General features: G+C 74.7%; 16 protein-coding genes. 1 reads left to right on the top strand and 15 read right to left on the bottom strand.

The genetic code is table 11. The features are described from left to right. Window positions 1–7: 7 nt before the first annotated feature. The 11 genes from lgt to hisI form a co-directional block, all read right to left on the bottom strand. On the bottom strand, window positions 8–997 hold the full coding sequence (gene lgt / locus IE145_RS06235; protein ID WP_189519627.1) for a prolipoprotein diacylglyceryl transferase: 990 nt from the start codon (window positions 995–997) through the stop codon (window positions 8–10). A 122-nt stretch (window positions 998–1119) separates the two neighbouring features. Continuing rightward, a complete protein-coding gene (locus IE145_RS06230; RefSeq protein ID WP_189519625.1) occupies window positions 1120–2070 on the bottom strand; it encodes a DsbA family protein in 951 nt (316 codons plus the stop codon). A gap of 75 nt (window positions 2071–2145) precedes the next feature. After that, entirely contained in the window at window positions 2146–2958 is an 813-nt protein-coding gene (gene trpA / locus IE145_RS06225) for a tryptophan synthase subunit alpha (RefSeq protein WP_189519624.1), read from the bottom strand. After that, complete coding sequence (gene trpB, locus IE145_RS06220; RefSeq protein ID WP_006123792.1) at window positions 2955–4241, bottom strand: tryptophan synthase subunit beta; 1287 nt, start codon at window positions 4239–4241, stop codon at window positions 2955–2957. Before trpB ends, trpA begins: the two co-directional genes overlap by 4 nt. A 139-nt stretch (window positions 4242–4380) precedes the next feature. Continuing rightward, window positions 4381–4593, bottom strand: coding sequence for a tryptophan biosynthesis modulator TrpM (trpM, locus tag IE145_RS06215; protein ID WP_189519621.1), 213 nt, complete (start codon window positions 4591–4593; stop codon window positions 4381–4383). 18 nt (window positions 4594–4611) lie between these two features. Next, a complete protein-coding gene (trpC, locus tag IE145_RS06210) occupies window positions 4612–5421 on the bottom strand; it encodes an indole-3-glycerol phosphate synthase TrpC (RefSeq protein WP_093805885.1) in 810 nt (269 codons plus the stop codon). Between the two features lie 116 nt (window positions 5422–5537). Continuing rightward, a complete protein-coding gene (locus IE145_RS06205) occupies window positions 5538–6143 on the bottom strand; it encodes a DUF2752 domain-containing protein (RefSeq protein WP_189519619.1) in 606 nt (201 codons plus the stop codon). Between the two features lie 92 nt (window positions 6144–6235). Further along, entirely contained in the window at window positions 6236–6487 is a 252-nt protein-coding gene (locus tag IE145_RS06200) for an HGxxPAAW family protein (protein ID WP_065481009.1), read from the bottom strand. A gap of 113 nt (window positions 6488–6600) precedes the next feature. Then, window positions 6601–7275 carry a TIGR02234 family membrane protein gene (locus IE145_RS06195; protein ID WP_189519617.1) on the bottom strand — a complete coding sequence of 225 codons (675 nt, stop codon included), beginning with the start codon at window positions 7273–7275 and terminating at the stop codon, window positions 6601–6603. Between the two features lie 59 nt (window positions 7276–7334). Then, entirely contained in the window at window positions 7335–8828 is a 1494-nt protein-coding gene (locus tag IE145_RS06190) for an anthranilate synthase component I (protein ID WP_189519615.1), read from the bottom strand. Between the two features lie 11 nt (window positions 8829–8839). Further along, the gene (gene hisI, locus IE145_RS06185) at window positions 8840–9220 is read right to left on the bottom strand and encodes a phosphoribosyl-AMP cyclohydrolase (RefSeq protein ID WP_189519613.1); all 381 of its coding nucleotides are present in this window, start codon (window positions 9218–9220) and stop codon (window positions 8840–8842) included. 84 nt (window positions 9221–9304) lie between these two features. On the opposite strand from hisI, the gene IE145_RS06180 reads away from it, so the two are divergent. After that, entirely contained in the window at window positions 9305–9937 is a 633-nt protein-coding gene (locus tag IE145_RS06180; protein ID WP_189519610.1) for a TIGR03085 family metal-binding protein, read from the top strand. A gap of 24 nt (window positions 9938–9961) precedes the next feature. On the opposite strand, the gene IE145_RS06175 is transcribed toward IE145_RS06180, so the two are convergent. From IE145_RS06175 to IE145_RS06160, 4 genes are all read right to left on the bottom strand, one after another. After that, the gene (locus IE145_RS06175; protein WP_189519608.1) at window positions 9962–11236 is read right to left on the bottom strand and encodes an MFS transporter; all 1275 of its coding nucleotides are present in this window, start codon (window positions 11234–11236) and stop codon (window positions 9962–9964) included. Window positions 11237–11265: 29 nt separating this feature from the next. Beyond that, window positions 11266–11853 (bottom strand): ArsR/SmtB family transcription factor, encoded by a 588-nt coding sequence (locus tag IE145_RS06170; RefSeq protein WP_189519606.1) that lies wholly within the window; start codon window positions 11851–11853, stop codon window positions 11266–11268. Window positions 11854–11988: 135 nt separating this feature from the next. Beyond that, complete coding sequence (locus IE145_RS06165; protein WP_189519604.1) at window positions 11989–13362, bottom strand: PucR family transcriptional regulator; 1374 nt, start codon at window positions 13360–13362, stop codon at window positions 11989–11991. A 195-nt stretch (window positions 13363–13557) separates the two neighbouring features. Then, entirely contained in the window at window positions 13558–16503 is a 2946-nt protein-coding gene (locus tag IE145_RS06160) for a helix-turn-helix transcriptional regulator (protein WP_189519602.1), read from the bottom strand. Window positions 16504–16551 lie beyond the last annotated feature (48 nt).

Here is a 16551-nt window from a genome sequence, read left to right as displayed (position 1 = left end):
CGGGGGGTCAGCCCTTCTCGGCCGCCGCTTCGGTGCTCCCGGCGCTGAGGTGCTTGCCGGATTCGCCCGGCTCGTCCTTGCTGAGCGGGTCCTTCTCCGCGTCGGTGTCCTGCTCGGCGTCCTTGGCGTCGGCGTCCGACCGCGCGGGGCCGTCCGCGTCGGAGTCCTTCCCGGGGGTGGAGTCCCGGTCGGGCTCGACGATCTCCTCGCGGCCGGGACGCAGCTTGGCGGAGACCACGATGTAGACGACGGCGAGGACGAAGACGAAGATCGCGGTCCACACGTTCAGGCGGAGGCCCAGGATGTGGTGGGCCTCGTCGACACGCATGTACTCGATCCAGCCGCGACCCGCGCAGTAGGCGGCGACGTACAGCGCGAACGCCCGCCCGTGGCCGAGGCTGAAGCGGCGGTCGGCCCAGATGACCAGGAGCGCCACACCGATGCACCACAGCGATTCGTACAGGAAGGTCGGGTGGTAGGTCCCGGCGACCCGGTTCGTGCCCTCGCTGATCTCCACCGCCCAGGGGAGGTCGGTGGGCTTGCCGTACAGCTCCTGGTTGAACCAGTTGCCCCAGCGTCCGATGGCCTGCGCGAAGGCGATGCCCGGGGCCAGTGCGTCGGCCCAGGCGGGCAGCGGGATGCCCCGGCGGCGGCAGCCGATCCACGCGCCGACGGCGCCGAACGCGATGGCGCCCCAGATGCCGAGGCCGCCCTCCCAGATCTTGAAGGCGTCGACCCAGTTCTCACCCTCGCTGAAGTACAGCTGGTAGTCGGTGATCACGTGGTAGAGCCGTCCGCCGACGAGGCCGAAGGGCACCGCCCAGACGGCGATGTCGGCCACCGTGCCGGCTTTGCCGCCCCGGGCGATCCAGCGCTTGTTGCCGAACCAGACGGCGACGAAGACACCGATGATGATGCAGAACGCGTAGCCGCGGAGCGGGATCGGGCCGAGCTCGATCACGCCGGTCGACGGACTGGGAATGGAGGCAAGATTCATGGCGAGGTCGACGCTACCTTGCCGGGCGGTGGGTACGGCAAGCCACCCGGCAACGTCTGGGTAACGAGGACCGCGTCACGGGCGGGCCCGGAACGCGGTCGGGGACCGGCGGCGGAACGCGGTCAGGAACCGGCGGCGGACGAGGGCGCGACCGGGGTGGCCGCCCCTTCGGCCGGGGCGGGCGGGACGCCGGATCCGTCGGCCGGAGCGGACGGGGCGGTGGACCCTTCGGCCGGGGCGGACGGGGCCGTGGACCCTTCGGCCGGGGTGGCGGTGCCCGGCTTCTTGCCCTTGTTGGCCTCGGCGACCCACTTCTTCAGGTTCTCCGCGGAGATCTGCTCCTCGCCCTTGCTCGGGAACACGGACTCCCCGTTGAGCAGCACCGTCGGCGTGCCCTGGAAGCCGCCCTCGCGGAAGGCCGTGTCGGACTTCTTCACCCAGCTGTCGTGATCGCCGTCCTCCACGCAGCTGCGGAAGCCCGGCGTGTCGAGCCCCTCGACCTTGCCGGCCAGCTCGATCAGCCGGCTGTTCTCGGCGAAGGCGTCGTCCGGCTCGGGGGGCTGGTTGCTGAAGAGGACGTCGTGGTACGGGGCGAACTTGCCGACGTCCTGGGCGCAGGCGGCGGCGTTGGCGGCGCGCAGCGAGCCGGTGCCGCCGAGATTGCCGTCGATGATCGTGGCCAGGTGGTACTCCACCCGGATCTGGCCGTCCTCGGCGAGCTCGGTGATGGTGTCCCGGAAGGCCGTCTCGAACTGGGCGCAGACCGGGCAGCGGAAGTCCTCCCAGATCGTGAGGGTGGACGGGGCGTCGGCCGCGCCGACCGGCAGGGTCAGGGCGGCCTCGCCGATCGCGCCCGACGGGGCGACCGCCGGGCCGGAGGCGGAGTCGCCGCCGTCGCCCTTGCCCGCGTTGGCCGCGATCAGGCCGACCACGGCGGCCAGGCCGAGCACCCCGACCACCGCCGAGGCGACGATCAGCGTCCGGCGGCGCTTCTCGCGCCCCTTCTCCCGCTCGCGCTGCTGGGCCAGGCGCTCGCGCGCGCTTCTGTTTCCCTCAGGGATCTTGTCGCTCACACCCGGGGAACGAACCGGGGAGGCACCTCCGCGCCTCCCCGGTCCACAATCCACCCGTTCGGGTGGTTCACGGGCTCAGCGCTTTCGAACACCCTCGGCCAGTTCGCCCGCCAGGGAGCGGACGGCGGCAAGGCCGGCGGCCTCGTCGGGGGCGTCCAGCATGGCCTTGACGAAGGCCGAGCCGACGATCACCCCGTCGGCGAATCCGGCGACCTCGGCGGCCTGGGCCGCGTTGGAGACGCCGAGGCCGACGCAGACCGGCAGGCCGGTGGTGGCGCGGGTGCGTCCCACCAGGTCCTGGGCCTGGGCGCCGACGGAGGCGCGGGTGCCGGTGACGCCCATCAGGGACGCGGCGTAGACGAAGCCGCTGCCGGCCGCCGTGATGGTGGCGAGACGGGCGTCCTGGCTGCTGGGGGCGACGACGAACACGGTGGCGAGACCGTGCTTGTCGGCGTGCTCACGCCACAGCGCGGACTCCTGGACCGGCAGGTCGGGCAGGATGCACCCGGCGCCGCCCGCCTCGGCCAGCTCGGCGGTGAACCGCTCGACGCCGTAGCGGTCGATGGGGTTCCAGTACGTCATGACGAGGATCGGGACGCCGGTGGCCTCGTACGCCTCGCGGACCGTGCGCATCACGTCGGCGATCCGGACGCCGCCGCGCAGGGCGATGTCGTCGGCCGTCTGGATGACCGGCCCGTCGAGGACCGGGTCACTGTGCGGGAGGCCGACCTCGACGACGTCCGCGCCGCCCGCGACGACGGCCTTGACCGCTTCGATGCCGCCGTCGACGGTCGGGAAGCCCGCCGGGAGGTAGGCGATGAGCGCCGCCCGGTCCGCGGCCTTCGCGGCGGCCAGGGTGGTGTTCAACAGCTCGATGTTGCCGCTCACTTGGCGTCCCCCTCGATCTCGGCGCGGTCGCTGTCGGCGTCCGCCTCGACGACGGCGTCGGTGTCGTAGAGCCCGAAGTAGCGGGCGGCGGTGTCCATGTCCTTGTCACCGCGGCCGGACAGGTTGACGAGGATCAGCCCGTCCTTGCCCAGCTCCTTGCCGAGGTCCAGGGCCCCGGCGAGGGCGTGGGCGCTCTCGATGGCCGGGATGATGCCCTCGGTGCGGGACAGCAGGCGCAGGGCCTGCATGGCCGCGTCGTCGGTGACCGCGCGGTACTCGCCGCGTCCGACGTCCTTGAGGTAGGAGTGCTCGGGGCCGATGCCCGGGTAGTCGAGCCCCGCCGAGATGGAGTACGGCTCGGTGATCTGGCCCTCGTCGTCCTGGAGGACGTAGGAGCGGGAGCCGTGCAGGATGCCGGGCTCCCCCGCGGTGAGGGTCGCCGCGTGCTCGCCGGTCTCCACCCCGTGCCCGGCGGGCTCGCAGCCGACCAGGCGGACGCCCTCGTCGGGGATGAAGGCGTGGAAGAGGCCGATGGCGTTGGAGCCGCCGCCGACGCAGGCGACCGCCGCGTCCGGGAGGCGGCCCGCGCGCTCCAGGAGCTGGCGGCGGGCCTCGACGCCGATGACCCGGTGGAAGTCGCGGACCATCGCGGGGAAGGGGTGCGGGCCCGCGACCGTACCGAAGAGGTAGTGCGTGCGGTCCACGTTGGCGACCCAGTCGCGGAACGCCTCGTTGATGGCGTCCTTCAGGGTCCGCGAGCCGGACTTCACAGCGACGACCTCGGCGCCGAGCATCCGCATCCGGGCCACGTTGAGCGCCTGGCGCTGGGTGTCGATCTCGCCCATGTAGATGGTGCAGTCGAGGCCGAAGAGGGCGCAGGCGGTCGCGGTGGCGACGCCGTGCTGGCCGGCTCCGGTCTCGGCGATGACACGGGTCTTGCCCATGCGCTTGGTGAGGAGCGCCTGGCCCAGCACGTTGTTGATCTTGTGCGAGCCGGTGTGGTTCAGGTCCTCGCGCTTGAGGAAGATCCGGGCGCCGCCGGCGTGCTCGGCGAAGCGCGGGACCTCGGTGAGCGCGCTGGGGCGGCCGGTGTAGTTCACCATCAGCTCGTTGAGCTCGGCGGCGAACGCCGGGTCGGCCTTGGCCTTGTCGTACTCGACGGCGACCTCGTCCACGGCGGCGACGAGCGCCTCCGGGATGAACTTGCCGCCGTACGCGCCGAAATAGCCCTCGGCGCTGGGGATCAGACCCTCGGGGTCCGGAATGAAGAACTCGGACGTCATGCGACGTGCTCCTTGGCATGGCAACGGATGGGTGCACCGTATGCGCGGAGCGGCGAGCGCCACCGGAACCGGCGTGCGGTCACGGTGATGCGGTCGTACGGACGTGCTGCGGGTACTGCGGTACGTCGGCCGGGGCTCGCTACTGCGCGGACCCCGGGCGCCATCGCATGCCGTTGACCTGGCCGGGCTCGTCCCCGATGACGTACCGCACCCGCCGTCCGTGCACGCGCCGGGCGGGGGCGCGGCAGCCACGCGGCCGGCAGCCGCGCGCCAGCGGGGCGTGCGGGTCCCGGGCCGGGGCCCCGGCGGGGCCGAGGCCCGGCCGGGTACGGGGCGCGGGACGTCCGGTCATCGTCGTCGGGTCTCCCGCTCAGCCGCGGCCGTGGCGGAGGGCCGGGTGGGCGCCCGCGGCGACCAGGTCGGCGACGGCGGCGCGCGGGTCGCGGCCGGTGACCAGGGACTCGCCGACCAGGACGGCGTCGGCGCCGGCGTTGGCGTACGCGATCAGGTCGTGCGGGCCGCGGACACCGGACTCGGCGACCTTGACGATGTGGTCGGGGATCTCGGGGGCGACCCGCTCGAAGGTGGAGCGGTCGACCTTGAGGTCCTTCAGGTTGCGCGCGTTGACCCCGATGATCTTGGCTCCGGCGTCCACGGCACGCTCCACCTCCTCCTCGTCGTGCACCTCGACGAGCGGGGTGAGCCCGATCGACTCGGCGCGCTCGATGAGGGAGACCAGGGCCTCCTGGTCGAGGGCGGCGACGATCAGCAGGGCGAGGTCGGCGCCGTAGGCGCGGGCCTCCCACAGCTGGTACGAGGTGACGATGAAGTCCTTGCGCAGAATCGGCGTGTCAACCTTGGCGCGGACGGCCTCCAGATCGGCGAGCGAGCCGCCGAAGCGGCGCTCCTCGGTGAGGACCGAGATGACGGACGCACCGCCCGCCTCGTAGTCCGCGGCGAGCGCGGCCGGGTCGGCGATGGCGGCCAGGGCCCCCTTGGAGGGAGACGAGCGCTTGACCTCGCAGATGACGGTGACGCCCTCGCCGCGCAGGGCGGCGACTCCGTCCTTGGCCTGGGGGGCGCGGGCGGCGCGCTCCTTCAGCTCGTCGAGGCTGACGCGCGCCTGTCGCTCCGCGAGGTCGGCGCGGACGCCGTCGATGATCTCGTCGAGCACACTCACGCGAGCGGCCCCCTTCCGGAACGGTGAATAGGGAACAGGATCAGCCGTACCGATGGTATCCGCAGGAGGGCCCGGCGCTCGCATCCGGCCACGCGGCGTCCCACTCCCTGGGCATTTCAGGGGGCCAGCGCCGAGCCGAACGGCAGATTCCGGACGACGGTGAAGACCAGCAGGACGGCGCCCAGGCCCCACCACCAGGCGGGTGACAGGGCGATCCGCAGGGGCTTTCCGCGCCAGGCCCGGACCAGCCAGATGACCCAGACGGCGGCGAAGAGGAAGTAGCCGACGGTGGCGATCGCGTTGGCTTGGAGCGCCGCGCCGAGGTCGCCGGTGATGAAGGCGTGGGCGCTGCGGAGGCCGCCGCAGCCGGGGCAGTAGACGCCGGTCAGCTTGAGCAGGGGGCAGACGGGGTAGTGGCCGGGCTCGTTGGGGTCGACGGTGCCGACGTAGGCGAAGGCGCCGGTGACGGCGGCGAGGATGCCCAGGGGCGTGCCGAGCCGACGCACCCGGCCGGTCCGGCCCGGCTGGTCCGCCGGACGGACTGGAGTGGCGAGGGTTCCGTTCTCACGCGCCGGAAGGGGCGGGGTGGCGGGGTTCTCGTGGGTGGCGGGTACTGCCATGTCCGGGGACGGGCAGACCGTCAAAGACAGGTTCCAGGGGCCTACGCCCTGGGGATCGGGGTCCGAGGGCTCGGGTGCGGCGGGGGTCGGAGTGGCGTCCACCCGGTGATTGTCCCCCGCCGACGCGAAAAGGCGCAGCCCCGGGGGGCTGCGCCTGTCTGCGTGTCGGTCGCCGGGACGGTCCGGCGGCCGGTTCAGTGGGAGATCTGCGCCTGCCCGGCACGCGCCCTGGCCTCGGCCATCTCGGCCGACTCCTTCTGCGCACCGAGACCGGCGGCCCGCATGGCGAGGCCCACGAGTCCGCCGCCGAAGACCACGGCGACGCCGACCCAGAAACCGAGCGGGTTGGCCGCGACCATGAAGACGCCTGCGACGCAGAAGCCGATGAACGAGATGATGACACCGGTCCAGGCGGCCGGGGTGTGTCCGTGGCTCGTGCCCGCCATGAGTTGCTCCTCGTTGGTGTTGCGCTGTGGGTGACGCTGTAGGTGGGGCCGCCGCCCCCAAGGGCGGCTCGGGTCCATTGTCCCGTACGGGGCCGCCGGGGGTGATCGTGGGGTCACGCCTCGCGCGTCGGGTCCTCGCCGCGGTCCAGGGCCTTCCACAGGTCCTCGGGCCGGTCCGGGTCCGGGGCGGTGCGGGGCGCCTTGCCGGGCCGGGGGGTGCCGTCGCGCTCGTACTTTCCGGACATGGCGGGCCAGCGGCTGCCGTAGCGCAGGGCGAGGAGCCCGGCCAGCAGGATCAGCAGGCCGCCGGCGGCGGTGACGTAGGGCCAGGCGGTGTGGCTGAGGGCGTGGATGGTGGCCGCCGCGTCGCCCGTGGTCCTGGCGGCCTCCTCGTCCAGGGCCGTGCTGTCGGAGGCGCCCGCCCAGGCGCTGAGGGCGGCGCCGAGGCCGCTGAGGGCCAGGAGCGCGGCGACGATCCGGCGGCCCGCGCCGCGGACGGCGAAGACGGCGACGAGGGCGGCGAGCCCGACGATGGCGAGGGCGGCGGGGACACCCGTGACGTCCCGGCCGTCGGCGGTCAGCGGCAGGGCGCCCCCGCCGGTGGCCGCCCGGCCCTCGGCCCAGGTCTGCCCGGAGGCGAGGAGGACGACGGTCGCGCCCGCCGCGCCCAGGAGGAGACCGGCCGCGAGGGAGCGGCGACTCCCCGCGGAGTCGGGCGCGGCGCCGGACGCGGGGTCGGCGGTTCGGGCACGGGGCTGGGGTACGGGGACAGCACTCACGCTCTCCACTATCCCCTACCGCCCCGATGCCCGTGGAGCCGGTCGGCCGTCAGCGGTCCGACGGCCGTTCAGCGGTCGTGGAGCCGGTTGGCCGTATGGACGGCGCGGAGCACGGCCGCCGCCTTGTTGCGGCATTCGGTGTCCTCGGCGACCGGGTCGGAGTCCGCGACGACACCGGCGCCCGCCTGCACGTACGCGGTGCCGTCGCGGAGGAGGGCGGTGCGGATGGCGATGGCGGTGTCGGAGTCCCCGGCGAAGTCGAGGTAGCCGACGCAGCCCCCGTACAGTCCGCGGCGGCTCGGCTCCAGCTCCTCGATGATCTGCATGGCGCGGGGCTTGGGGGCGCCGGAGAGGGTGCCCGCGGGGAAGCAGGCGGTGAGGACGTCGAAGGCGGTGCGGTCCTCGGTGACGCGGCCGGTGACGGTGGAGACGATGTGCATCACGTGGGAGTAGCGCTCGATGGACATGAAGTCGACGACCTCGACGCTGCCCGGTTCGCAGACCCGGCCCAGGTCGTTGCGGCCGAGGTCGACGAGCATCAGGTGCTCGGCGCGCTCCTTGGGGTCGGCGAGCAGTTCCTCGGCGAGCGCCTGGTCCTCCTGCGGGGTGGTGCCGCGGTGCCGGGTTCCGGCGATCGGGTGGACCATGGCCCGGCCGTCCTCGACCTTGACGAGGGCCTCGGGGCTGGAGCCGACGACGTCGAACCCGTCGAAGCGGAAGAGGTACATGTACGGGGACGGGTTGGTGGCCCGCAGCACCCGGTAGACGTCCAGGGCGCTCGCGGCGCAGGGGGTCTCGAAGCGCTGGGAGGGGACGACCTGGAACGCCTCGCCGGCCCGGATGCGCCCCTTGATGTCGTCCACGGCCTCCTGGTAGGCCTCGCCGCCCCACAGGGCGGTGTACGGGGGCAGCTCGGACGGGGGCAGGAGGGCGGGGGCGTTCTCGACCGGGCGGCGCAGGTCGCGCTCCATCGCGTCGAGGCGGGCGACGGCGTCCGCGTGGGCCTCGTCGACCCCGGTGGCGAGGTCGTTGTGGTTGATCGCGTTGGCGATCAGCAGGACGGTGCCGTTCTGGTGGTCGAGGACGGCGAGGTCCGAGGTGAGGAGCATGGTCAGCTCGGGCAGCTTCAGGTCGTCGCCGCCGTGCTCGCCGATCTTCTCCAGCCGACGCACGATGTCGTAGCCGAGGTAGCCGACCATGCCGCCGGTGAACGGCGGGAGGCCCTCGTCCGCGACCAGGTCGCGCGGGGTGTGGAGGGTCTCGATCGTGGCCCGCAGCGCGTCCAGCGGGTCGCCGGCGACGGGGACGCCGACGGGCGGGGTGCCGAGCCAGTGGGCCTCGCCGTCGCGGGTGGTGAGGGTGGCGTCGCTGCGGACGCCGATGAAGGAGTAGCGCGACCAGGTCCGGCCGTTCTCCGCGGACTCCAGCAGGAAGGTGCCGGGGCGCTCGGCGGCGAGCTTGCGGTAGAGGCCGACCGGGGTGTCGCCGTCCGCGAGGAGGCGGCGGCTGACGGGGACGACGCGCCGGTCGACCGCCAGCTTGCGGAAGGTGTCGAGATCCATGGCCGCTGACCTTACTGGTCGAGGAGGGGCAGAACATCGGCGTCGAAGCAGGTGCGGTCGCCGGTGTGGCAGGCGGCGCCGCTCTGGTCGACCTTGACGAGGACGGTGTCGGCGTCGCAGTCCAGGGCGACGGACTTCACCCGCTGGATGTGGCCGGAGGTGTCGCCCTTGACCCAGTACTCCTGGCGGCTGCGCGACCAGTAGGTGCAGCGGCCCGTGGTCAGGGTGCGGTGCAGCGCCTCGTCGTCCATCCAGCCGAGCATCAGCACCTCACCGGTGTCGTACTGCTGGGCGATGGCCGGCACCAGGCCGTCGGCGCCGCGCTTGAGGCGGGCGGCGATGGCGGGGTCGAGGTTGCCGGCGGGCGGTGCGGGGTCGGGCGTGCTGGTCATGGGCCCATTGTGCCGTGGCGCCGGGCGTCTTCCGGCCGGACGTCCACTGGGCGGACACGGGGTGACGGTCGTACGCTGGCGGGCATGTCGACCCATGCGAAGCGTGAACGTCTTCTGCTCGCCGATCTGTTGGAAGCGGCCGGTCCCGAGGCCCTGACCCTGTGCGACGGCTGGAAGACCCGCGACCTGGCCGCCCATGTGGTGGTCCGCGAACGCCGCGCGGACGCGGCGGGCGGGCTGCTGGTGAGCGCGCTGAAGTCCCGGCTGGAGCGGGTGCAGGCGGAGTTCGCGGCGAAGCCGTACGAGGAACTGATCCAGCTGATCCGTACCGGCCCGCCCCGGTTCTCCCCCATGGCCCTCAAGCAGATCGACGAGGCGGCCAACACGGTCGAGTTCTTCGTCCACGCGGAGGACGTGCGCCGGGCCCAGCCCGACTGGTCGCGCCGCGAGCTGGACCCGGTCTTCGCCGATGTGCTCTGGTCCCATACCGAGAAGACCTCCCGGCTGCTGGGGCGCAGGTCCCCGGTGGGGCTGGTGCTGCGTCGCCCCGACGGCCGGACGGCGGTGGCCCACAAGGGCACCCCGGTGGTGACGGTGACCGGGGAGCCGGCCGAGCTGCTGCTGTACGCCTCCGGCCGGCAGGACTCGGCGGATGTGCGGGTGGAGGGCGACGAGGCGGCGGTGGAGCGGCTGCGGAAGGCCGAGCTCGGGATGTAGCGCCCGGTACCCCGTGACGCCCGGTCAGCGGGGCAGTTCGGCGCGGCGGAGTCCGGCGAGGGCGAGCCCCATCACGCCGCCGGACGCGCACACGGCCGCGCTGACCGCGAAGACCGGTCCGGTGCCCCAGAAGGCGACGGCGGCCCCGGTGACGGGGTAGCTCAGCGGGGCGATGGCGTAGGTGAAGAACGTCGATACGGAGGTGACCCGGCCCAGGTACGCGGGGTCGGCCGCGGTCTGGACGAGAGCTCCGCACAGCGCCCCGGCCAGACCGGCGGTGAGGCCGACGAACGCGGTGATCGCGGCGGCGAGGGCCACCGTGGAGACCTGGGCCACGGCGGCGATGCCGACGGCGCCGACGAGCGCCATCAGACACATCACGAGTCCGGCGCGCGGCACCCGGCCCCGGACGGCGAGGAGGAGGGCGGAGCCGGCCGCCCCGCCGGCGAATCCGGCGACGATCCAGCCCATGCCGGCCGCGCCCCAGTCGCGCTGCTCGGAGAGCAGGATCAGGCCGAGGTTGAGCGGCCCGACGAAGCCGAGCTCGCTGAGGGCGATGACGAGCATGAGCGGGCCGAGGAGGGAGTGGCGGCGGATGTACCGGAGCCCTCCGACGAGATCGCGCCAGGCGTCGGGGGTCTCCTCGGCGATCGCCGCCTTCTCGGCGGCCGATGCCGCGCCGGGGGTCTCCGGCTCGGCCAGGGGTCTGATCCGCAGGCTCAGAAGCAGCGGCAGGGACAGGGCGAAGAGCACTCCGGCGGCGGCGAAGGCGAGCGAGGGGCCACCGGTCGCCACGGCAACCCCGCCCATCGGCGCGCCGACGATCGAGGAGCCGCGAGCGGCCAGGGCGCGCAGGCCCTGGATGCGGGCGAGCTGGCCGGGGGTGCTGATCCGGGGCGGCAGCGCTCCGACCGCGGGCAGGAACAGGGCGTCGACCGCGCCGAAGAGCAGGGCGACGGTCACCAGGACGCCCACGGTGGGCGCGGTGAGGACCAGGATCGCGGCGAGGACGAGGACCAGGACGGCGCGGGCGGCGTCGCTGCCGATGACGACGCGGCGGGGCCCGATGCGGTCGGCGAGCACTCCCCCGCCGAGCATGAGAAGCGCCCGGGGTAGGGAGCCGGCGGCTAACACGAGGCCGGTGCCGGAGGCGCTGCCGGTACGGGCGGCGGCCCAGGCGAGAGCCATGAAATAGACGCTGTCACCGATCATCGAGGCGGTGTACGCGCCGAGCCAGCGCAGGACGTTCGGGTCGCGGTGCGCGGGGCGGTCCGGGGCTTCCACGGTGGTGTCGGTCACGGGTTCCTTTCTGGAAGAGTCGGGCGGGCTCACGGGCGGAAGGGGAAGCCGTAGGTGTGCAGGGCTACGCTCTCCCGGCCCTCCGTGTCGCCCGCGTCGTCGCGGACGCGGCCCGCCTCCTCGTAACGGTCGATCAGCGCGCCCATCTCCTGGCTGAGGGCGGCCAGTTCGGTGGCGGTGAGCCTGAGGAGGTTCTCCGAGCTCCAGGAGGCGCTGCGCCACTCCGCGTCCCAGGTGTGCCGTGTGCTCTGGTGGGCGCGGTAGAGCTCCACGTGCTGGTCGAAGGACATGCGGTTGGCGGCGGCGTAGACGGCGGCCCTGTCCGGCGCGTCGTCGAAGTCCGCGTCACTGAAGGTCAGCCCCCGGGAGGACGGCTGCCACCAGCGTTCTCGGCCGTCGGTGCCCCGCCCCTCGGCCGGTTCGACCAGTCCGTGGTCGGCGAGCTTGCGCAGGTGGTAGCTGACGAGGGAGACCGCCTCGTCGACCTGGTCGGCGAGCTGGGAGGCGGTGGCCGTGCGCTTGATGTGCAGGGCGCGGTACAGCTTCAGGCGCAGGGGGTGGCCGATCGCCTTGAGGGTGTCGAGGTCGGAGATGCGGCGTCGTTCGTCACGGGGCATGACACGACCGTAGATGCACAGGAAATATTGCGCAATAAGAATTGCGCAATATTTGTTGTGGAGTTTTCGGGTGGTGGTCGGTGTCGGACAGGCAGGGGCTCCAGGTGTCGAGCAGCCGTCGCGTGGTCCGGGTCCTCAGGTGCCCAGCAGCCGCCGCCCCGCCAAGGCCAACGAGACCTCCACCGCGTCCCGGGGGCGGGTGAGGCAGCGGCCGGTGAGCTGTTCGAAGCGGCGGAGGCGGTTGAGGACGGTGTTGCGGTGGCAGTAGAGCCGCGCGCCCGCGCGTTGCGCCGAGCCGTCCGCGTCCAGCCAGGCGGTGAGGGTCTCCACGATGACGTCGCGGTCGGCGGGGTCCAGCCGGTCCAGCGGGCCCAGCACCCGGTCGGCGAGGGCTCCCGCGAGCGCCGGGGACGACACGACCAGGGCGTCCGGGAGGTGCTCGTCGAGCAGGACGGTCCCCCCTGAGGCCGGGCAGGCGCGCAGCGCGGTCTCCGCGAGCCGCCGGGCGTCGCCGAGGGCGGCCAGGCCATCGACGGCGGAGCCGATCCCGGCCCGGGTCCCGGCCGGCACGTCGAGCGCGGCGGCCAGTGCGCTCAGCTCGCCGGGCGAGCCCGCCAGCGGCAGGATCGCGAACTCGGCGTCCGGGCCCGGGTGCCAGAGCGCCATGGTTCCCGGAGCGCCCACGGGCAGCTCCACCGGCGGGCGGGCGACGGCCCCGGGCCCGGGCCGGGCGGCGCCCGCACCGCTCGCGACGGCGGGCCCCGGCCCGCGCTGGGCGGCCCCCGCACCCTTCACGCCACCGGCCCCCGGCCCGCGCGGGCCGGCCGCCATCGCCAGCACCGCGTACCGCCCCTGCTCCGGCAGTCCCAGCATCTCCGCCGCCTCGGCCAGATCCGCGATCCGGGCGGTCCCGTCGAGCAGGGCGGCGACCATCAGCCGCTGCCGGTTCTCGCGCCGCCAGGACAGCCGCCGTTCGGCCTGCCGGTAGGCGTCCGCGACGACCCCGCAGTGCTCGTCGACGAAGTTCCACACATCGGCGGCGACATGGACGAGCAGCCGGATGTCGTCGGGGTCGCGCCGGGCGGTCTCGTCCACGAGGTCCTGCCAGACCATCGCGCCGCCCATCCGGAAGGCGTGCAGCACGGCGTCGAGCGGTACGCCCTGTTCGGCGCGGATCTCGCCGATCCAGCGGGAGGTGCGGTGGGCCGACTCCCGGAACTCGCGGGGCTGGATCAGGGAGCCGACGTTGTGCCGCAACGAGTGGTGGACCTCCTGCCAGACCTCGGCCCGGTCGGAGTCGATCGCCGCCCGGTAGGCAGGCTCCTGGGCGTGCAGGGCCTCGACGAGCCGGTCGGTGAGAGCGGGCAGCGAGGCGACGAGGACCCGGGCTGCCCGGTGCAGCACCTCGACGGCCTCACGGTCGGCCAGGGACCGGAAGCGGTGCGGCAACGGCGGTACCGGGGAGGGGCCGTGCAGCGCCCCGATCCGCGAACGTACGACCTGTGGCATGGCGGCCTCCACCGGGAATCGGCCTGCCGCGCGAGCGGCGGGCCCGGCGCACCGGCCCGGGCGGGGCGCGAGCGCGGCGAGACGATCCTGACGCCCGCAGAATGACATACCGCCCAGTCGGTACCTAGGGGTCTGCGCGGAACTCGTCATCACGGTCTCGCAACCTCCCGGCCGCGAAACGGCCCTGCCGGGGGTTCAGGGGCGCAGCAGCCGGGCCAGTTCGGTGCGGGAGCGGATGCCGAGGGCGGCGAAGACGTTGCGGAGGTGATGGTCGACCGTGCGCGGGCTGAGCGAGAGCCGCAGCGCCACTTCGCGGTTGGTCGCCCCCTCGGCGACGCAGCGGGCGATGCGCTGCTGCTGCGGGGTGAGCGCCGCCAACGGGTCGCCGGCGGAGTCCGGTCGCTCCCCGGCCTGCTCCCCCGCCGCCCGCAGCTCCCCGGCCGCCCGGTCCGCCCAGGCGCGGGCCGAACAGCGCTGGAAGCCGACCAGGGCGTCGCGCAGCGGGTCGCGGGCCTCTCGGGTGCGCCGGCGGCGGCGCAGCCACTGCCCGTACAGCAGCCGGGTGCGGGCCTGCTCGAACTCGCCGCCCGCCCGTTCATGGTGTGCCAGGGCCTCGGCGTAGCGGGCGTCGGCCTCGTCGGCGGGGGCCAGCAGGGCGCGGCAGCGGGCCAGTTGAGCGGGGGCGCCCGGGTCGGCGGTCCGGACGGCCCAGGCCGCGAACTCGTCGACGGCGGCGTGGAGTTCACGGGTTTCCTCGGGTGACCGTCCGCCCAGCACGGCGGCCTCCACCCAGCAGGGCACGGCGAGCGTCCGGGTGGCGAAGTGGCCCCGGCCCGGCCCGGCCTTGATCAGGGGGGCCAGCCGGGCGGCCGCCTCGCCCGGCCGCCCGGCCGCCAGGTCCGCGCGGGCCCGGGCCCAGGTGGCGAGGGTGGCGGCCTGGGCCAGCCCGTGGGGGCCCGCCCCGGCCAGCGCGGCGTCCCCGTGCGCGGCGCACGCCTCGGCGGGCCCTTCCACGGAGGCGGCGAGAGCGAGCACGGCGTGCAGATGGGCGGAACTGTTGGGCTGCCCCGTACGGCGGGCGGCGTGCAGCCCCTCCAGCGCGTGGGCCCGCGCACCGGTGTGCCGCCCGGCCCGCAGTTCGGCGTACGCGAGGTGCTCGAGCGCTTGGGGCAGGAGCGCGTCGGGCCCCTTGGTCCGTACGGCGGCGAGCGCACGGGCTCCCGCGCGGCAGGCGGCGGCCACGTCGCCGAGGACCAGGGCCACGACACAGGCCCGGAGCAGCGCCGCCGGGTCGCCGGGGTCCCCTCCGGGGGCGAGGCAACGGCGGAGGCGGGCGTGCCCTTCGGCCGTGCGGCCTTCGAGGACGGCGCTCATGCCGGCCCGGTAGTGCTCCACGCCCTCGTCCGCCGGGCTGCGGGCGAGACGGTTCATGGCGTCGAGGTAGCCGAGGGCGTCCCCCGCCGCCCACGCGGCCTCGGCCGCGGCGAGCAGGGCCTCGATGGCCCGACGGGGATCGTGCGGCGCGAGGAGCGGGGCCGCGGCGAGCAGGACCTCGTGGGCGTCGGCGACGGGCCCGGAGCGGAGGGCCAGCATGCCGTGGACGTACGGGGCGAGGCCCGGCGCGAGGCCGATGCCGGTGCCGGCGCCGACGGGGGCGAGACCGGCGGGTGGATCCGCCTCGCCGGGCTCCGTGGCCCCGCCCCCTGCGCCGCGCCCGGCGGCCAGGTCCGCATCGGCCGTGCGGGGCCCGGTTCTGGCCAGCAGGGCCCGGGCCAGGGCCGGGTCGCCCGCCAGCCGCGCCTGCTCGGCCGCCGCGGCGAACCGGACGGCGCGCAGGGCCGGCCCCGGGGAGAGCAGAGCGGCGCGGGCCAGGGCGGCGGAGCGCGCGGCGTGCTGGACGGGGGCGATGGCGGCCGCTTCGAGCCCGGCGGCCAGCGCCGCGTCCGGCCCCGGAGCGGCGCAGGCCCGCTGGACGAGGGCGGCGAGGTGGAGGGCCGACGGCGCGGCCGCGGTGTGCGCGGTACGGGGCTCCGGGGCGTCCGGAAGGCCCGGCGCCTCCCGGGCCGGCGCATCGTCCGGCCCGCCGCGGTCGCCGATCTCCGCCAGCAGGGTGGCGAGCAGTTCGTGGGCGGCGCGGCGACGGGCCCAGGGCGCGTGGTGGAGCACGGCACGGGCGGTGAGGCGGTGGGCGAAGTGCACGCGGCTGCCGACCCGTTGGAGGAGGCCACCGGTTCCGGCGCCGTCGAACAGGGCCCGGTCCAGCAAGAGGCGGGGCAGTCCGGCCCGCGTACCCGCGCGCAGCAGAAGCAGCGCGTCCGCCCCAGCGCCCTCCGGCTCGTGTTCCTGCGCCGCCGCGGCGAGCAGGAGCAGGGTGCGGGTCCGGTCCGGGAGGTCGTCGAGGCGTTCGGCGTGGGCGGCCAGCACAGCTTCGCCGCCGGGCAGGGGCCAGGGCAGGGGGGTGCGTCCGGCGAGCTGGTCGGGGGTGAGGCGGCCGGTGAGCCCGGCCAGCAGGCGAGGGTTTCCGCCCGCCTCGCGGAGGAGTTCGGCGCGCACGACCGGGTCGAGACCGTCCGTACCGGCGGTCAGCCGGTCCAGGAGCGCCGACGCCGCCGCTGCGTCCAGGGGCGCGAGATGCAGAGTGGGCAGTCCGGCGAAGGCGGTGCCGTCCGCGGCCGAGAGGAGGAAGGCGATCCGGCTGCCCGCACCCGGCCCGCGGGCCACGAAGGCAAGGGCGGCCCGCGACGACGCGTCCCAGGCGTGCGCGTCGTCGACGCAGACCAGCAGCGGCCCACCGTCGGCGAACTCCCGTAGCCGGCCCGCCAGGGCGTCGGGCGTGATGCCGACGGGCGGAGCGGCCGGCGAAGACCCGGCCGGGCCCACGCCGAGCAGGGTGCCCAAGCCGCTGCAGGGCACGGCGCGTTCGGCGGGGGCGGCCGTGGCGTAGAGCACGGGGCCCCGGTCGCGGTGGGTCTCCGCCGCGGCGCGGAGCAGCGCCGTACGGCCGAGACCTGGCGGCGCCGCCAGCACCAGCGCACCCCCGTCACCTCGCCGTAACAGCGCCAGCAGGTTCCCGAGGGTGGCGAGTTCATCGTCCCGGCCGTACAGCCGGAGTGGACTGCTCACGGTCGTCGATGGGGTCACACCGGCACGGTACGTATCCGTCGGCGGGGGCGGAAGCGCCGCGTCCGG

The organism is Streptomyces sindenensis (assembly GCF_014649035.1).
In the GTDB taxonomy this organism is placed as follows: Bacteria; Actinomycetota; Actinomycetes; order Streptomycetales; family Streptomycetaceae; genus Streptomyces; species Streptomyces sindenensis.
Note: the sequence above shows the minus strand (reverse complement) of the source record. Positions and strands in the feature narration are given on the sequence as shown.